The 15,191-nt window shown below is 70.0% G+C and carries 13 protein-coding genes; 7 read left to right on the forward strand and 6 right to left on the reverse strand.

From position 1 onward, the window contains the following. Positions 1–285: 285 nt before the first annotated feature. The 5 genes from yajC (at position 286) to relA (ending at position 7,049) form a co-directional block, all read left to right on the forward strand. Positions 286–783: a preprotein translocase subunit YajC gene (gene yajC / locus CA983_RS13460; RefSeq protein ID WP_086601130.1), complete on the forward strand. Its 498-nt coding sequence runs from the start codon at positions 286–288 to the stop codon at positions 781–783. A gap of 132 nt (positions 784–915) precedes the next feature. Then, positions 916–2,676: a protein translocase subunit SecD gene (secD, locus tag CA983_RS13465; protein WP_086601131.1), complete on the forward strand. Its 1,761-nt coding sequence runs from the start codon at positions 916–918 to the stop codon at positions 2,674–2,676. Between the two features lies 1 nt (position 2,677). After that, positions 2,678–3,793 (forward strand): protein translocase subunit SecF, encoded by a 1,116-nt coding sequence (gene secF / locus CA983_RS13470; protein ID WP_086601132.1) that lies wholly within the window; start codon positions 2,678–2,680, stop codon positions 3,791–3,793. Continuing rightward, a complete protein-coding gene (locus tag CA983_RS13475) occupies positions 3,790–4,329 on the forward strand; it encodes an adenine phosphoribosyltransferase (RefSeq protein ID WP_086601133.1) in 540 nt (179 codons plus the stop codon). The genes secF and CA983_RS13475 overlap by 4 nt, the downstream gene beginning before the upstream one ends. 194 nt (positions 4,330–4,523) lie before the next feature. Next, positions 4,524–7,049, forward strand: coding sequence for a GTP pyrophosphokinase (gene relA, locus CA983_RS13485; protein WP_086601134.1), 2,526 nt, complete (start codon positions 4,524–4,526; stop codon positions 7,047–7,049). A gap of 87 nt (positions 7,050–7,136) precedes the next feature. On the opposite strand, the gene CA983_RS13490 is transcribed toward relA, so the two are convergent. Continuing rightward, positions 7,137–8,366, reverse strand: coding sequence for a DUF349 domain-containing protein (locus CA983_RS13490; protein WP_086601135.1), 1,230 nt, complete (start codon positions 8,364–8,366; stop codon positions 7,137–7,139). 136 nt (positions 8,367–8,502) lie between these two features. Continuing rightward, positions 8,503–9,348 carry a peptidylprolyl isomerase gene (locus tag CA983_RS13495; RefSeq protein WP_086601136.1) on the reverse strand — a complete coding sequence of 282 codons (846 nt, stop codon included), beginning with the start codon at positions 9,346–9,348 and terminating at the stop codon, positions 8,503–8,505. Between the two features lie 168 nt (positions 9,349–9,516). On the opposite strand from CA983_RS13495, the gene CA983_RS13500 reads away from it, so the two are divergent. Then, a complete protein-coding gene (locus CA983_RS13500; RefSeq protein WP_086601137.1) occupies positions 9,517–10,224 on the forward strand; it encodes an MBL fold metallo-hydrolase in 708 nt (235 codons plus the stop codon). Between the two features lie 11 nt (positions 10,225–10,235). Continuing rightward, a complete protein-coding gene (hisS, locus tag CA983_RS13505) occupies positions 10,236–11,498 on the forward strand; it encodes a histidine--tRNA ligase (RefSeq protein ID WP_086601138.1) in 1,263 nt (420 codons plus the stop codon). Positions 11,499–11,536: 38 nt separating this feature from the next. On the opposite strand, the gene CA983_RS13510 is transcribed toward hisS, so the two are convergent. From CA983_RS13510 to CA983_RS13525, 4 genes are read right to left on the reverse strand one after another with little or no spacing between them, the layout of a single operon-like run. Continuing rightward, positions 11,537–12,163, reverse strand: a complete 627-nt coding sequence (locus CA983_RS13510) for a response regulator (protein WP_086601139.1) — start codon at positions 12,161–12,163, stop codon at positions 11,537–11,539. Continuing rightward, on the reverse strand, positions 12,160–13,356 hold the full coding sequence (locus tag CA983_RS13515; RefSeq protein WP_244206860.1) for a sensor histidine kinase: 1,197 nt from the start codon (positions 13,354–13,356) through the stop codon (positions 12,160–12,162). Before CA983_RS13515 ends, CA983_RS13510 begins: the two co-directional genes overlap by 4 nt. Further along, complete coding sequence (locus tag CA983_RS13520; protein ID WP_086601140.1) at positions 13,353–14,198, reverse strand: ABC transporter permease; 846 nt, start codon at positions 14,196–14,198, stop codon at positions 13,353–13,355. Before CA983_RS13520 ends, CA983_RS13515 begins: the two co-directional genes overlap by 4 nt. Then, positions 14,195–15,067 (reverse strand): ABC transporter ATP-binding protein, encoded by an 873-nt coding sequence (locus tag CA983_RS13525; RefSeq protein ID WP_086601141.1) that lies wholly within the window; start codon positions 15,065–15,067, stop codon positions 14,195–14,197. Before CA983_RS13525 ends, CA983_RS13520 begins: the two co-directional genes overlap by 4 nt. Positions 15,068–15,191 lie beyond the last annotated feature (124 nt).

The following is a 15,191-nucleotide window of genomic DNA, read 5'->3' on the forward strand; positions in this document are numbered from 1 at the left end:
GCATGGGCGCATCTCGGCCTCACCCCGCCCCGCTCCCAGGCTGCCGGAAACGGACAACAGGACCTGTTCGGGGCGTGACGGCGCCGTCACGGCGCCGTCACGGCGCCGTCACGGCTCCGGGACGGCGAGGACAGTGGCCGGAGCAGGAACCCCGGTGCCATGCTGAGCGTTGTTCCATGCGCGCGGACTCGCTTAGACTCCGCCGATGCCGCCTTTGTCGGCGGCGTACACACCCCCAACCATCTGGCCGCTCACAGCGCGGTCGTGTGAAGGAAGTACCGACCCGTGAGTCTCCTGACCCTCCTCCCGTTCATCGTGCTCATCGGGGCCATGTTCCTGATGACCCGGTCGGCCAAGAAGAAGCAGCAGCAGGCCGTGGAGATGCGGAACCAAATGCAGCCCGGTAGCGGTGTCCGCACCATCGGGGGCATGTACGCCACGGTCAAGGAGGTCAACGAGGACACCGTCCTCGTCGACGCCGGTCCGGGCGTCGAGCTCCTCTTCGCCAAGAATTCCATCGGTGCCGTCCTCACCGACGACGAGTACAACCGCATCGTCCACGGCGTCGAGCACGACCTGAAGTCCGACGCCGACATCGTCCCGGACGACGCCTCCTCCCTCACCGAGACCGGTGACTCCGCCGCCGACGCCACCGCTGACGACAAGGCCGTCGACCTCGGCAAGAAGGACGCGGCCGACGAGCCGGCCGACGACGCCCCGGCCGGCGAGGCGAAGACGGACGAAGAGCCGAAGAAGACCGACGGCGACTCCGAGGCGAAGTAGTCGCGTCCCGGGGTGCACGGGCCCGGCCCGCGCATCCCGGGACACGACCGGCTCGCACGGAGTCCCGACACCATGTGATGGCCGCCCGTCCGCCGATCCGGAGCGAGGCGGCCCGAGAGGGAGTACGAGAAGGTGGCCACACCTAAAAAGGGCCGGAGCGCGAGCGCCCAGAGCAAGCCGGGGCGCTCGCTGGCCCTGATCCTGATCGCCATCGCGGCGCTCACCGGTGGGATGTTCGCCTCGGGGCACACCACCCCGCGTCTCGGCATCGACCTGGCCGGCGGCACCAGCATCACGCTCCGCGCGGTCCCCGAGGCCGGCAACGAAGCGGCGATCAACAAGACCAACATGGACACCGCCGTCTCCATCATGGAGCGCCGTGTCAATGGTCTGGGCGTCTCGGAGTCCGAGGTCCAGACGCAGGGTCGCGACAACATCGTCGTCAACATCCCCAAGGGCACGAACTCCGAGCAGGCCCGCAAACAGGTCGGCACCACCGCGAAGCTCTACTTCCGCCCGGTCATCGCCACCGAGGTCTCCGGCGGCGGCACGGCGCCGTCACCGAGCCCCACGGGCAGCCCCTCGGATCAGCCGTCCGGCAAGGCCACCGACAAGCCGGAGGCCACCGACAAGGGATCCGCGTCCCCGTCCGCCTCCCCCAGCACGCAGGGCCGCGCGGTCACCGACGCGCTGAAGGCCGACGCGACGCCGTCCGCGAGCGCCTCGGACAAGGGGAAGGCGAGCCCCTCCCCGTCCGCGACCGGCGGCACGGCCGGTGACGACGCGAGCAAGCTGCAGGAGCAGTACGCCAAGCTCGACTGCGCCAACGAGAAGACCCGCTCCACCGTGGGCGACGGCGTCAAGGCCTCCGCTCCGACGCTGGCCTGCGGCCAGAACTCGCAGGGCCAGTGGCAGAAGTACATCCTCGGCCCCGCCGAGGTCGACGGCACGGACGTCGACAAGGCCCAGGCCGTCCTGAACACCCAGACCGGTGCGGGCTGGACGGTCACGATGGACTTCACCGACGGGGGCGCCAAGAAGTTCGCGGACATCACCGGCAAGCTGGCGCAGAACCAGTCGCCGCAGAACCAGTTCGCGATCGTCCTCGACGGTGACGTGGTCTCCGACCCGTACGTGCGCCAGGCCCTGACCGGCGGCAACGCGGAGATCTCCGGCAACTTCAACCAGCAGTCCGCCCAGGAACTCGCCAACATGCTGTCGTACGGTGCGCTGCCGCTGACCTTCAAGGTGGACAGCATGACGACGGTGACCGCCGCGCTGGGCGGTGACCAGCTGAACGCCGGCCTGATCGCAGGCGCGATCGGTCTCGCGCTGGTGGTCATCTATTTGCTGGCCTACTACCGCGGCCTGTCGTTCATCGCGATCCTCTCGCTGCTGGTGTCCGCCGCGCTCACCTACACGCTCATGGCCCTCCTCGGCCCGACCATCGGCTTCGCGCTGAACCTGCCGGCCGTGTGCGGTGCCATCGTCGCGATCGGCATCACCGCGGACTCGTTCATCGTGTACTTCGAACGCGTCCGCGACGAGATCCGGGAGGGCCGCACGCTGCGCCCCGCCGTCGAGCGGGCCTGGCCGCGTGCCCGGCGCACCATCCTGGTCTCCGACTTCGTGTCGTTCCTCGCCGCCGCGGTGCTCTTCATCGTCACCGTCGGCAAGGTCCAGGGCTTCGCGTTCACGCTCGGCCTGACCACCCTGCTCGACGTGGTCGTCGTGTTCCTCTTCACCAAGCCGCTGCTGACGCTGATGGCCCGCCGCCCGTTCTTCGCGAACGGCCACAAGTGGTCCGGCCTCGACCCGAAGAGCCTGGGTGCGCAGCCACCGCTGCGCCGCACCCGACGTCCCGCCGTCCCCGTCGACCCCAAGGAGGCCTGAGATGTCGAAACTCGGCAACCTCGGCGCCCGGCTGCACCGTGGCGAGGTCGGCTACGACTTCGTCAAGAACCGCAAGATCTGGTACGGCCTGTCCATCCTGATCACCATCACGGCCATCGTCGGCCTGGCGGTGCGCGGCCTGAACATGGGCATCGAGTTCGAGGGCGGCGCCGTCTTCAACACCCCGAAGAACACCAGCGCTTCGGTGTCCCAGGCGGAGGAGTACGCGGAACAGGCCTCCGGTCACGACGCGATCGTCCAGAAGCTGGGTGACGGCAGCCTGCGCATCCAGGTCGCCGGCATCGACACCGACGCGGCGAACACGATCAAGAACACGCTCGCCGACGACCTCAAGGTCGACTCGGAGCAGATCAACGCCGAACTGGTCGGCCCGAGCTGGGGCGAGCAGATCGCGAACAAGGCCTGGCAGGGCCTCGGTATCTTCCTGGTCCTCGTGGTGATCTACCTGGCGATCGCCTTCGAGTGGCGCATGGCGCTCGCCGCGTTCGTCGCACTGATCCACGACATCACCATCACGGTCGGCATCTACGCCCTCGTCGGCTTCGAGGTCACGCCCGGCACGGTGATCGGTCTGCTGACGATCCTCGGCTACTCGCTCTACGACACGGTCGTGGTCTTCGACAGCCTCAAGGAACAGACGAAGGACATCACCAAGCAGACCCGCTGGACCTACAGCGACGTCGCCAACCGCTCGATCAACAGCACGCTGGTCCGTTCCGTCAACACCACGGTGGTCGCGCTGCTGCCCGTGGCGGGCCTGCTGTTCATCGGTGGCGGTGTCCTCGGCGCCGGCATGCTGAACGACATCTCGCTGTCGCTGTTCGTCGGCCTGGCCGCCGGTGCGTACTCCTCGATCTTCATCGCCACGCCGCTCGTCGCCGACCTCAAGGAGCGCGAGCCGGCGATGAAGGCCCTGAGGAAGCGCGTCCTCGCCAAGCGGGCCCAGTCCTCCGCCAAGGGCGAGACCGACGTCCACGACGACGAGTCGTACACCGGCGAGCCCGAGGACGATGCCGCACCCGCGGTCGTCGGCCCGCGCAACCAGCCCGCGTCCCGCAGCCGGGGCCGTGGCCGTCCCTCGGGGAAGCGCCGATGACCGACATCAGGGAGCTGCTGCTCAGCCGCATCAGGGACGTGGCGGACTACCCGCAGCCGGGCGTGATGTTCAAGGACATCACCCCGCTCCTGGCGGACCCGGCGGCCTTCACCGCCCTCACCGACGCCCTCGCCGAGATCGCCGAGCGCACCGGTGCCACCAAGATCGTCGGTCTGGAGGCCCGGGGCTTCATCCTCGGCGCCCCGGTCGCCGTCCGCGCCGGCCTCGGCTTCATCCCGGTACGCAAGGCGGGCAAGCTCCCCGGAGCCACCCTCGCCCAGGCCTACGACCTGGAGTACGGCTCGGCGGAGATCGAGGTGCACGCCGAGGACCTGTCCGCCGACGACCGCGTCCTGGTCGTCGACGACGTCCTCGCCACCGGCGGCACCGCCGAGGCGTCGGTCCAGCTCATCCGCCGGGCCGGTGCCGAGGTCGCGGGTCTCGCCGTCCTCATGGAGCTGGGCTTCCTCAGCGGCCGCGCCCGCCTGGAACCGGCTCTGAACGGTGCCCCGCTGGAGGCGCTGCTCACGGTCTAGAAAGCCCGCGGCAGCCCGGTGGACACCGGCACGACACCGCGGAGGCGGGCCCGGAGGAATCCGGCGCCCGCCTCTCGCGTTTCTCGGGTAGACGGTCCTCACATTGGCCTGAAGGCGATCCTGGGGTCCAGGATGGCTACCATGGGGTCTCCGGAGCCTGACCGGGGGACCCGGATCGCGCACGAGGAGCCCTCTTGCCAGACGAGGCCCAGCACCTGACCGCCGCCAAGCCCGAGTCCGCCTCGGCAGCCGCGGCGAAGCCCGCGCCGAACGCGCCGCACGCGAAGAACGACACCCGCGGGCCGGTCGAGCGCGCCCAGTCTGCGCCGGTCGACAAGCCCGCCGAGCAGTCGCGGCCCAAGCCCGTCCCGCCCCCGCCCGCCGTGCGCCAGTCCGGCAACCAGTCCGCACGCACCGGCTCCTCCAACCGCGTCCGCGCCCGTCTGGCCCGCCTCGGCGTCCAGCGCGCGAACCCGTACAACCCGGTCCTGGAGCCGCTGCTGCGGATAGTGCGCAGCAACGACCCGAAGATCGAGACGTCGACACTCCGCCAGATCGAGCGCGCCTACCAGGTCGCCGAGCGCTGGCACCGCGGCCAGAAGCGCAAGAGCGGCGACCCGTACATCACGCACCCCCTCGCCGTGACGACCATCCTCGCCGAGCTGGGCATGGATCCGGCCACCCTGATGGCCGGTCTGCTGCACGACACGGTGGAGGACACCGAGTACGGCCTGGAGGACCTGCGCCGCGACTTCGGCGACGTGGTCGCCCTGCTCGTCGACGGTGTCACCAAGCTGGACAAGGTCAAGTTCGGCGAGGCCGCACAGGCCGAGACCGTGCGCAAGATGGTCGTCGCCATGGCCAAGGACCCGCGCGTCCTGGTCATCAAGCTCGCCGACCGCCTGCACAACATGCGCACCATGCGCTACCTCAAGCGCGAGAAGCAGGAGAAGAAGGCGCGCGAGACCCTGGAGATCTACGCGCCGCTGGCCCACCGCCTGGGCATGAACACCATCAAGTGGGAGCTGGAGGACCTCGCCTTCGCGATCCTCTACCCCAAGATGTACGACGAGATCGTCCGCCTGGTCGCCGAGCGCGCCCCGAAGCGTGACGAGTACCTCGCGATCGTGACCGACGAGGTCCAGCAGGACCTGCGGGCGGCCCGCATCAAGGCGACCGTCACCGGCCGCCCCAAGCACTACTACAGCGTCTACCAGAAGATGATCGTCCGCGGCCGCGACTTCGCGGAGATCTACGACCTGGTGGGCATCCGCGTCCTCGTGGACACCGTCCGCGACTGCTACGCGGCCCTCGGCACGGTGCACGCGCGATGGAACCCGGTCCCCGGCCGGTTCAAGGACTACATCGCGATGCCCAAGTTCAACATGTACCAGTCGCTGCACACGACGGTCATCGGCCCCGGCGGCAAGCCGGTCGAGCTCCAGATCCGCACGTTCGACATGCACCGCCGCGCCGAATACGGCATCGCCGCGCACTGGAAGTACAAGCAGGAGGCCGTCGCCGGCGCCTCCAAGGTGCGCACCGACGCCCCCAAGTCGTCCGGCAAGAGCAAGGACGACCACCTCAACGACATGGCGTGGCTGCGGCAGCTCCTCGACTGGCAGAAGGAGACCGAGGACCCCGGGGAGTTCCTGGAGTCCCTGCGCTTCGACCTGTCCCGCAACGAGGTCTTCGTCTTCACCCCCAAGGGCGACGTCATAGCGCTCCCCGCCGGTGCCACCCCGGTGGACTTCGCCTACGCCGTCCACACCGAGGTCGGCCACCGCACCATAGGCGCCAGGGTCAACGGCCGGCTGGTCCCGCTGGAATCCACCCTCGACAACGGCGACCTGGTCGAGGTCTTCACCTCCAAGGCACCCGGCGCCGGCCCCTCCCGCGACTGGCTCGGCTTCGTCAAGTCGCCGCGCGCCCGCAACAAGATCCGCGCCTGGTTCTCCAAGGAACGCCGCGACGAGGCGATCGAGCAGGGCAAGGACGCCATCGTCCGCGCCATGCGCAAGCAGAACCTGCCGATCCAGCGCATCCTGACCGGCGACTCCCTGGTGACGCTCGCGCACGAGATGCGCTACGCCGACATCTCCGCGCTGTACGCGGCGATCGGCGAGGGCCATGTCTCCGCGCAGAACATCGTGCAGAAACTCGTCCAGGCCCTCGGCGGCGAGGAAGCCGCCACCGAGGAGATCGACGAGTCGGTCCCGCCGGCCCGCGGCCGCAGCCGCAAACGCCGCTCCAGCGCCGACCCGGGCGTTGTCGTGAAGGGCGTCGACGATGTGTGGGTCAAGCTCGCGCGCTGCTGTACGCCTGTGCCCGGCGACCCCATCATGGGCTTCGTCACGCGCGGCAGCGGCGTATCGGTTCACCGCACCGACTGCGTCAACGTCGACTCGCTGTCCCGTGAGCCCGAGCGGATCCTCGAGGTCGAGTGGGCGCCCACCCAGTCCTCGGTCTTCCTGGTCGCCATCCAGGTCGAGGCCCTGGACCGCTCCCGGCTCCTCTCGGACGTCACCCGGGTGCTGTCCGACCAGCACGTCAACATCCTCTCCGCGGCCGTCCAGACCTCCCGCGACCGCGTCGCCACCTCCCGCTTCACCTTCGAGATGGGCGACCCGAAGCATCTCGGCCACGTGCTGAAGGCGGTCCGGGGAGTGGAGGGCGTCTACGACGTGTACCGGGTGACGTCGGCGCGCAACAGGACGTGACCCCTCGTGACAGGTCGCCACAGTCGTAGCGACCACGCGAAAGGGGGCCCCGTACAGCGCGTACGGGGCCCCCTTTCGTCCGGCTGATCAGCCTCCGAACTCCTGGAGGCCCTTCAGCGCCTGGTCCAGCAGCGCCTGGCGGCCCTCGAGCTCACGCTCGAGCTTGTCGGCCTTGGCGTTGTTGCCCTGCGCCCGGGCCTGCTCGATCTGGCCCCTCAGCTTGTCCACGGCGGCCTGGAGCTGACCGGTCAGACCCTCGGCACGCGCGCGTGCCTCCGGGTTCGTCCGGCGCCACTCGGCCTCCTCCGCCTCCTGGAGGGCCCGCTCGACCGCGTGCATACGGCCCTCGACCTTGGGCCGGGCGTCGCGCGGCACGTGACCGATGGCCTCCCAGCGCTCGTTGATCGTACGGAACGCGGCGCGGGACGCCTTCAGATCCGAGATCGGCAGGAGCTTCTCGGCCTCCTCGGCCAGCTCCTCCTTGAGCTTCAGGTTCTCCGCCTGCTCGGCGTCGCGCTCGGCGAAGACCGAGCTGCGCGCGGCGAAGAAGACGTCCTGGGCGCCGCGGAAGCGGTTCCACAGGTCGTCCTCGTGCTCACGCTGGGCGCGGCCGGCGGCCTTCCACTCGGCCATCAGCTCGCGGTAGCGCGCGGCCGTCGCACCCCAGTCCGTCGAGTTCGACAGCGCCTCGGCCTCGGCGACCAGCCGCTCCTTGGTCCGCCGCGCCTCCTCGCGCTGCGCGTCCAGCTGCGCGAAGTGCTGCTTGCGCCGCTTGGAGAACGCCGACCGCGCGTGCGAGAACCGGTGCCACAGCTCGTCGTCGGACTTGCGGTCCAGACGCGGCAGCCCCTTCCAGGTGTCCACCAGGGCCCGCAGCCGCTCACCGGCCGCCCGCCACTGGTCGGACTGCGCCAGCTCCTCCGCCTCGGCGACCAGCGCCTCCTTGGCCTTGCGGGCCTCGTCGGACTGCTTCGCCCGCTGCGCCTTGCGCTCCTCGCGGCGCGCCTCCACCAGCTCGGTCAGCTTGTCCAGCCGGACGCGCAGGGCGTCCAGGTCGCCCACCGCGTGGTGCGCGTCGACCTGTTCCCGGATGTGGTCGATGGCGGCCTGGGCGTCCTTCGCCGACAGGTCGGTGGTCTTCACTCGCTTCTCGAGGAGGCCGATCTCGACAACCAGGCCCTCGTACTTGCGCTCGAAATAGGCCAGCGCCTCATCGGGGGAGCCTGCCTGCCAGGAACCGACGACCTGCTCGCCGTCGGCCGTACGCACGTACACGGTCCCCGTCTCGTCGACGCGGCCCCACGGGTCGCTGCTCACAGCGCCTCCTCCACATGATGCCTGCGAGGGGCCTGAAGCTCCCCCGGGCATCGTCCACAGTTTCGTCACGGCCAACATAGGCGACCGGCGGGGGGCGTGTCCGCATCCCGCGCGACCGAAATTACGCAGTTGAGGGTCAGGATTTGGTGACCGTGGCCTTGTTGATCACGACCGTCGCGTTGGGCGCCGTGTTGCCCGTCTGAGGGTCGGGAGCCTGGGCTCCGGCGTCGGCGATTTTCTTGAGGACCTTCATGCCCGCCTCGGACACCGTTCCGAACGGTGTGTAGTCGGGCGGCAGCTGACTGTCCTGGTAGACGAGGAAGAACTGGCTGCCGCCGCTGTTGCGGCCCTGCTTCGTCTGTGCGTTGTACTGGTTCGCCATCGCGACCGTGCCCGCCGGGTACACCCCGCCCTTGAGGCTCTTGTCCTTGAGATTCTCGTCCGGGATGGTGTAGCCGGGGCCGCCCATGCCGGTGCCCTGCGGGTCGCCGCACTGCAGGACGTAGATGTTCTGGTTGGTGAGCCGGTGGCACTTGCTGTGGTCCAAGTAGCCCTTGCTCAGAAGGAAGTTGAACGAGTTGACGGTGTGCGGGGCCGCCGACGCCTTCAGCGCGATGTCTATCTCGCCGCAGGTCGTGTCCAGCTTCATCGTGTACTTCGCCGACTTGTCGATGGTCATCGCCGGTTCCTTCTTCCAGGTCTCCGACTTGACCTTGCCCGCGGCGGGCTTCTCACACGGGTCCGGGGCCTTGCTGGGCGAGGCGCTCGGAGTGGCCTCCGCGCCCGCGTTCTCCTTCTTGCCGTCGTCCTCGAACGGCTTGGTCAGATAGACCGACACGGAGAGCACCACGACCACACCCAGAACCGAGGCGATCACGGAGTTGCGGATACGGGCCTTGCGCCGTGCGTCAGTGCGTCGCTGCTGCTGCCGCAAGTACTTCTCACGGGCGAGCTGACGCCGCCGCTGTTCCTGGCTGACCACCGGGTTCTCTCCTCATGCGTCTGATACGTCGACCGGTACGCGTGGGGCCTGTGCGCCGACCGCCTGCGTGTGCCCCGTACCGTATATGGGTTCGCTGAGGAATCGGCAGCGCCGGGTAGGCTCTGACAGCAGCCGCAGCCGCCCGTATCGACACAACGAAGGACGATCGTGCTCATTGCCGGGTTCCCCGCCGGGGCCTGGGGGACGAACTGCTACCTCGTCGCCCCCGCCGCCGGTGAGGAGTGCGTGATCATCGACCCCGGCCATCAGGCCGCCGACGGCGTCGAGGAAACGATCAGAAAGCATCGCCTCAAGCCCGTCGCGGTCGTCCTCACCCACGGCCACATCGACCACGTGGCCTCGGTCGTCCCGGTGTGCGGCGCGCACGACGTGCCGGCCTGGATCCACCCCGACGACCGGTACATGATGAGCGACCCGGAGAAGGCGCTCGGCCGTTCCATCGGGATGCCGCTGCTGGGCGAGCTGACCGTGGGGGAGCCCGACGACGTCAAGGAGCTGGCCGACGGTGCGAAGCTGGAGCTGGCGGGCCTGGAGCTGTCCGTGGCGCACGCGCCGGGCCATACCAAGGGGTCGGTGACCTTCGGCATGCCCGAGGCGGCGGACATCCCGCCGATCCTGTTCTCGGGCGACCTGCTGTTCGCCGGCTCCATCGGACGCACCGACCTGCCCGGCGGTGACATGGCCGAGATGCTCGACTCGCTGGCCCGCGTGTGCCTGCCGCTCGACGACTCGACCGTGGTGCTGTCCGGCCACGGCCCCCAGACGACCATCGGCCAGGAGCGCGCCACCAACCCGTATCTGCGGCAGGTGGCGGCCGGCCAGGGAGCTGCAGAGGCTCCCCGACGAGGAATGTGACGAGACCTTCCGTGAGCACCTTCAAGGCCCCCAAGGGCACGTACGACCTGATCCCGCCGGACTCCGCGACGTTCCTGGCGGTCCGCGAGGCGATCGCCGCACCGCTGCGCAACTCCGGCTACGGCTACATCGAGACACCGGGCTTCGAGAACGTCGAACTCTTCGCGCGCGGCGTCGGCGAGTCGACGGACATCGTGACGAAGGAGATGTACGCCTTCGAGACGAAGGGCGGCGACAAGCTGGCCCTGCGCCCCGAAGGCACGGCCTCCGTCCTCCGTGCCGCGCTGGAGGCCAACCTGCACAAGGCGGGCAACCTCCCCGTCAAGCTCTGGTACTCCGGCTCGTACTACCGCTACGAGCGCCCCCAGAAGGGCCGTTACCGTCACTTCTCCCAGGTCGGTGCCGAGGCGATCGGTGCCGAGGACCCGGCGCTGGACGCCGAGCTGATCATCCTGGCCGACCAGGCGTACCGCTCGCTGGGCCTGAGCAACTTCCGGATCCTGCTCAACAGCCTGGGCGACAAGGAGTGCCGCCCGGTGTACCGGACGGCGCTCCAGGACTTCCTGCGCGGCCTGGACCTGGACGAGGACACCCTGCGCCGGGCGGAGATCAACCCGCTGCGCGTCCTGGACGACAAGCGTGAGTCGGTCCAGAAGCAGCTCGGTGAGGCCCCGCTGCTGCGCGATTACCTCTGCGACGCCTGCAAGGCGTACCACGAGGAGGTCCGCGAGCTGATCACGGCGGCCGGCGTCGCCTTCGAGGACGACCCGAAGCTGGTCCGCGGCCTGGACTACTACACCCGCACGACGTTCGAGTTCGTCCACGACGGCCTGGGCTCCCAGTCCGCCGTCGGAGGCGGCGGGCGCTACGACGGCCTGTCCGAGATGATCGGCGGCCCCGCGCTGCCGTCCGTCGGCTGGGCCCTCGGCGTCGACCGCACGGTCCTGGCACTGGAGGCGGAGGGCGTCGAGCTCGAACTCCCCGCCACCACCAGCGTGTTCGCCGTCCCGCTCGGCGAGGAGGCCCGCCGGGTCCTGTTCGCCAAGGTCACGGAGCTGCGCAAGAACGGCATCGCGGCCGACTTCTCCTACGGCGGCAAGGGCCTCAAGGGCGCGATGAAGAACGCCAACCGCAGCGGCGCCCGCTACACGATCGTCGCCGGCGAACGCGACCTCGCCGAGGGCGTCGTCCAGCTCAAGGACATGGAGTCGGGCGAGCAGACGGCGGTCGGAGTGAACGAGATCGTGGCGGAACTGGAAGCGCGGCTGGGCTGACGTGACTTCGAAGGCGCCGCAGACTCCCGGCGCCTTCGTCACTGCTCCAGCAGCCCGTACCGCATCGCGCTCGTCACCGCCGCCGTCCGGTCAGCCACCCCCAACTTGCCGAAGACGCGCAGCAGATACGTCTTCACGGTCGACTCGCCGATGAAGAGCCGACGCCCGATCTCCGCGTTCGTGCAGCCCTCGGCGACCAGCCGCAGCACGGCCGTCTCGCGCTCCGACAACCGTGGCCGCTCCGGCTTCGTCCGTAGCTGGTCCACCAGCCGGGCCGCGACGGACGGGGCCAGGACCGTCTCGCCGCGCGCCGCCGCCCGCACGGCCTCCGCGAGTTCCGCACGCGGCAGGTCCTTCAGCAGATAACCCGCCGCCCCCGCCTCCACCGCCCGCAGGATGTCGCGGTCCGTCTCGTACGTCGTCAGCACGACCACTCGGCACGGCAGTCCGGCCCGCGTCATCCGCACGATGGAGTCCACGCCCCCGCCCCCCGGCATCCGCAGGTCCATCAGCACGATGTCGGGCCGCAACTCGGCCGCCAGCGCCTCCGCCTGCGGTCCGCTGGACGCGTCGGCGACGACCTCCAGATCGGACTCCGCACTGAGCATCGCCCGCAGCCCCTCCCGTACGACGGGATGGTCGTCGGCCAGGACGATCCGGATCACGGCGTCTCCCTCCTCACGACCGGCAGCCGGACGGTCACGACCGTGCCGTCGCCGGGGGCACTGCGCACCTCGGCGGTTCCGCCCACTTCGACGGCCCGGGCCCGCAGCCCCGCCAGACCGTAACCGCCGCGCACGGCAGCCGGGTCGAAGCCGGGTCCCTCGTCCCGCACGGACACGGTCAGCATGTCGTCGGCGTACGCCAGCGACACCCCGACCGCGACCGAACTCCCCGCGTGTTTGCGGGCGTTGGCCAGTGCCTCTTGGCAGGCGCGCAGGGCGACCACCTCGGGACCGGCGGGCAGCGTGCGGACCGGGCCGGTCACCTCCAGCGCCGCGTCATGGCGCACGGCGAGCCGGCCCAGCGCGTCCGGAAGGGAGGCGCCGTCCAGGTCGGCGGGTGTGCCCCCGGCGACCAGGGCCCGGGCCTCGGCCAGGTTCTGCCGGGCCGTCTCGTCCATCAGGCGCAGATGACGCCGCGCCTCGGGCAGGTCGTGGTCCAGCTCCGCCTCGACCGCCTGGATCAGCATCACCAGACTGGTGAACCCCTGCGCGAGCGTGTCGTGGATCTCCCGGGCCAGCCGCTCCCGCTCGGCCAGCGCACCGTGCGCCGTCGACAGCCGCGCGACCTCATGGCGACTGGCGTCCAACTCGGTGATCAGCGCCGCCCGTTCCTGGCTCTGCTCGATGATCCGGATGACCCAGCCACCGACAGCCGCCGAGAAGACGAACGTGACCACGGCGAACAGCACGTTGAAGAAGACGTCCTCGTCGCTCGGCCACCACAGCAGCGCCCAGCCGATCACCGGGGCGAAGTTGATGACGGCCACCGCCACCAGCGCCCACCGCATCCGCAGCGTCATGAAGCACTGTGGGACGAGCGCGAACGTCATCAGCCGCGTCTCCCCGACGAGGACCGCCGACGGAAGGAAAAGCGCCAGCGCCGCCGTGAGATAGACGAGCGCCCGCCGCTCGTCGGACGGGTCCTGCCGCAGGAGCGGCCGCCCCACCCCCACGAACAGCGGGATCAGCAGGGCGAGCAGCGCCGCCGCGACGGCACGGGCCGGCCACCCGGGCCGCCCCGCGCCGAGCACGAACACCAGGGTGGCCACCCAGATGAGCGCGAAGTACGTGTCCCAGAGCCGGAACGAGCGCTCCCAGGTGTAGGCGCTGCCGGCATCCGCCGCACCGCTCACCCCTCGCGCCGGTCCTTCCAGCGGAACGTCAGCAGACACAGCACCAATCCTCCGACGCACCACGCGGCGAGCACCAGGGCCACGCGCCCGAGTTCCCAGCTCCCCGCCTGCTCCAGCACCTGCGCCGACTCCGGCAGGAACACCCCGCGCAGCCCCTGGCACATCCACTTCAGCGGGAACAGCGCACCGATGGTCAGCATCCAGTCCGGGATGGTGCCGATGGCGATGTACACCCCGGAGATGAACTGGAGCACCAGAAAGGGCAGCACGACCACGGAACTCGCGCTGTTCGCGGAGCTCGGCACCGAGCTGATCGCGATGCCGAGCAGGGCGCACGCCGTGATCCCGAGGACGAAGATCCACGCCAGGTCCAGCCATCGGCCGGCGTCGGACGGCAGGTCCACGTCGTACACGGTCGTGCCGACCAGGAGCAGGATCACCGTCTCCAGCAGACCGGTGAACAGAACCAGCCAGATCTTGCCGAGGAAGTACGCCGTCGGCGGCATCGGCGTACCCCGCAGCCGGCGCAGCACCTTCTCCTCCCGCTCCACGGCGATCGAGATGCCGAGCGCCTGGAAACTCGTCGACATGATGCCGGCGGCCATCATCGCCGGGACGTAGAGCTGCGAGGCGGTGATGCCCGCACCCGCCACGTCGTCCCGGAAGATCGACGCGAACAGGAACAGGAAGACGACCGGGAAGGCGAACGTGAACACCACCTGGTCGCGCTGCCGGAAGAACTGCCTGATCTCCAGGGCGCCCCGCCGCAGCCCCAGCCCCCAGGCGCCGGGCAGACCCTCGGCGCCGACCGCACCACGGTCCCGTACGGCGGTCGTGGTCATCGCGCGTCCTCCTGCCGCTGTCCGGTCAGCCGGAGGTAGACGTCCTCCAGCGTGGGCCGGCTCACCGCCAGCCCCGGGATCTCACCGTCGAAGCGGTGCATGAGCCCGGCGATCGTCCTGGTCGGCGTCCCGGTGCGCTCGCTGCGCGGGGTGCCGTCCGGCTCGGTCCACTCGACGAGGACCTCGGTGCCGTACCGCTCCCGCAACGCCCCGGGCTCGCCCTCGGCGACGACCCGGCCCTTCGCGACGACGGCCAGCCGGTGCGCGAGGGCCTCGGCCTCCTCCAGGTAGTGCGTGGTCAGCAGGATGGTCGTGCCCTCGTTGGCCAGGGCGCGGATCAGCGACCAGAACTGCCGCCGGGCCGCCGGATCGAACCCGGTCGTCGGCTCGTCCAGAAGCAGCAGGTCCGGGCCGCCGATCACGCCGAGCGCCACGTCCAGACGCCGGCGCTGGCCACCCGACAGCGCCTTGATCCTGCTGTCCGCCTTCGCCTCCAGGCCGACCAGGCCGATGACCTCCTCAGGGTTGCGCGGCCGCGGGTAGTAGCCGGCGAAGTGGCGCACCGTCTCCCGGACCGTCAACTCCGCGGGCGCCGATTCGTCCTGCCAGACGATTCCGACGCGCGAGCGCCACGCGCGCGTGGCGCTCGCCGGGTCCGCCCCGAGCACCGACACCTCGCCCGCGTCCCGGGTCCGGTTGCCCTGGAGGATCTCCACCGTGGTGCTCTTGCCCGCGCCGTTGGGCCCGAGCAGGCCGAACACCTCGCCCTGCCGGATGCCCAGATCGATGCCGTCGACGGCGGTCACGTCCCCGTACCGCTTGCGCAGCCCCCGCACCTCCACGGCGAGGTCGTACCCGTGTGCTGTCATGCGACGAGCGTCGGCCGGAACGGCACCCTCAGGGACGACCGTGCGGACATGCTTATGTCCACTGAACGGTGGACAGGCGCACCGTGCGGCACAATGGCCCTGCCCGAAGTTGTCCAGGTCTCAA

The sequence above is a fragment of the Streptomyces swartbergensis genome, from assembly GCF_002148965.1.
Classification (GTDB): Bacteria; Actinomycetota; Actinomycetes; order Streptomycetales; family Streptomycetaceae; genus Streptomyces; species Streptomyces swartbergensis.

Coding starts and splice junctions, on each gene's coding strand:
- secF (WP_086601132.1), top strand. CDS start 2,678: ATGTCGAAACTCGGCAACCTCGGCGCCCGGCTGCACCGTGGCGAGGTC.
- CA983_RS13525 (WP_086601141.1), bottom strand. CDS start 15,067: ATGACAGCACACGGGTACGACCTCGCCGTGGAGGTGCGGGGGCTGCGC.
- CA983_RS13475 (WP_086601133.1), top strand. CDS start 3,790: ATGACCGACATCAGGGAGCTGCTGCTCAGCCGCATCAGGGACGTGGCG.
- CA983_RS13520 (WP_086601140.1), bottom strand. CDS start 14,198: ATGACCACGACCGCCGTACGGGACCGTGGTGCGGTCGGCGCCGAGGGT.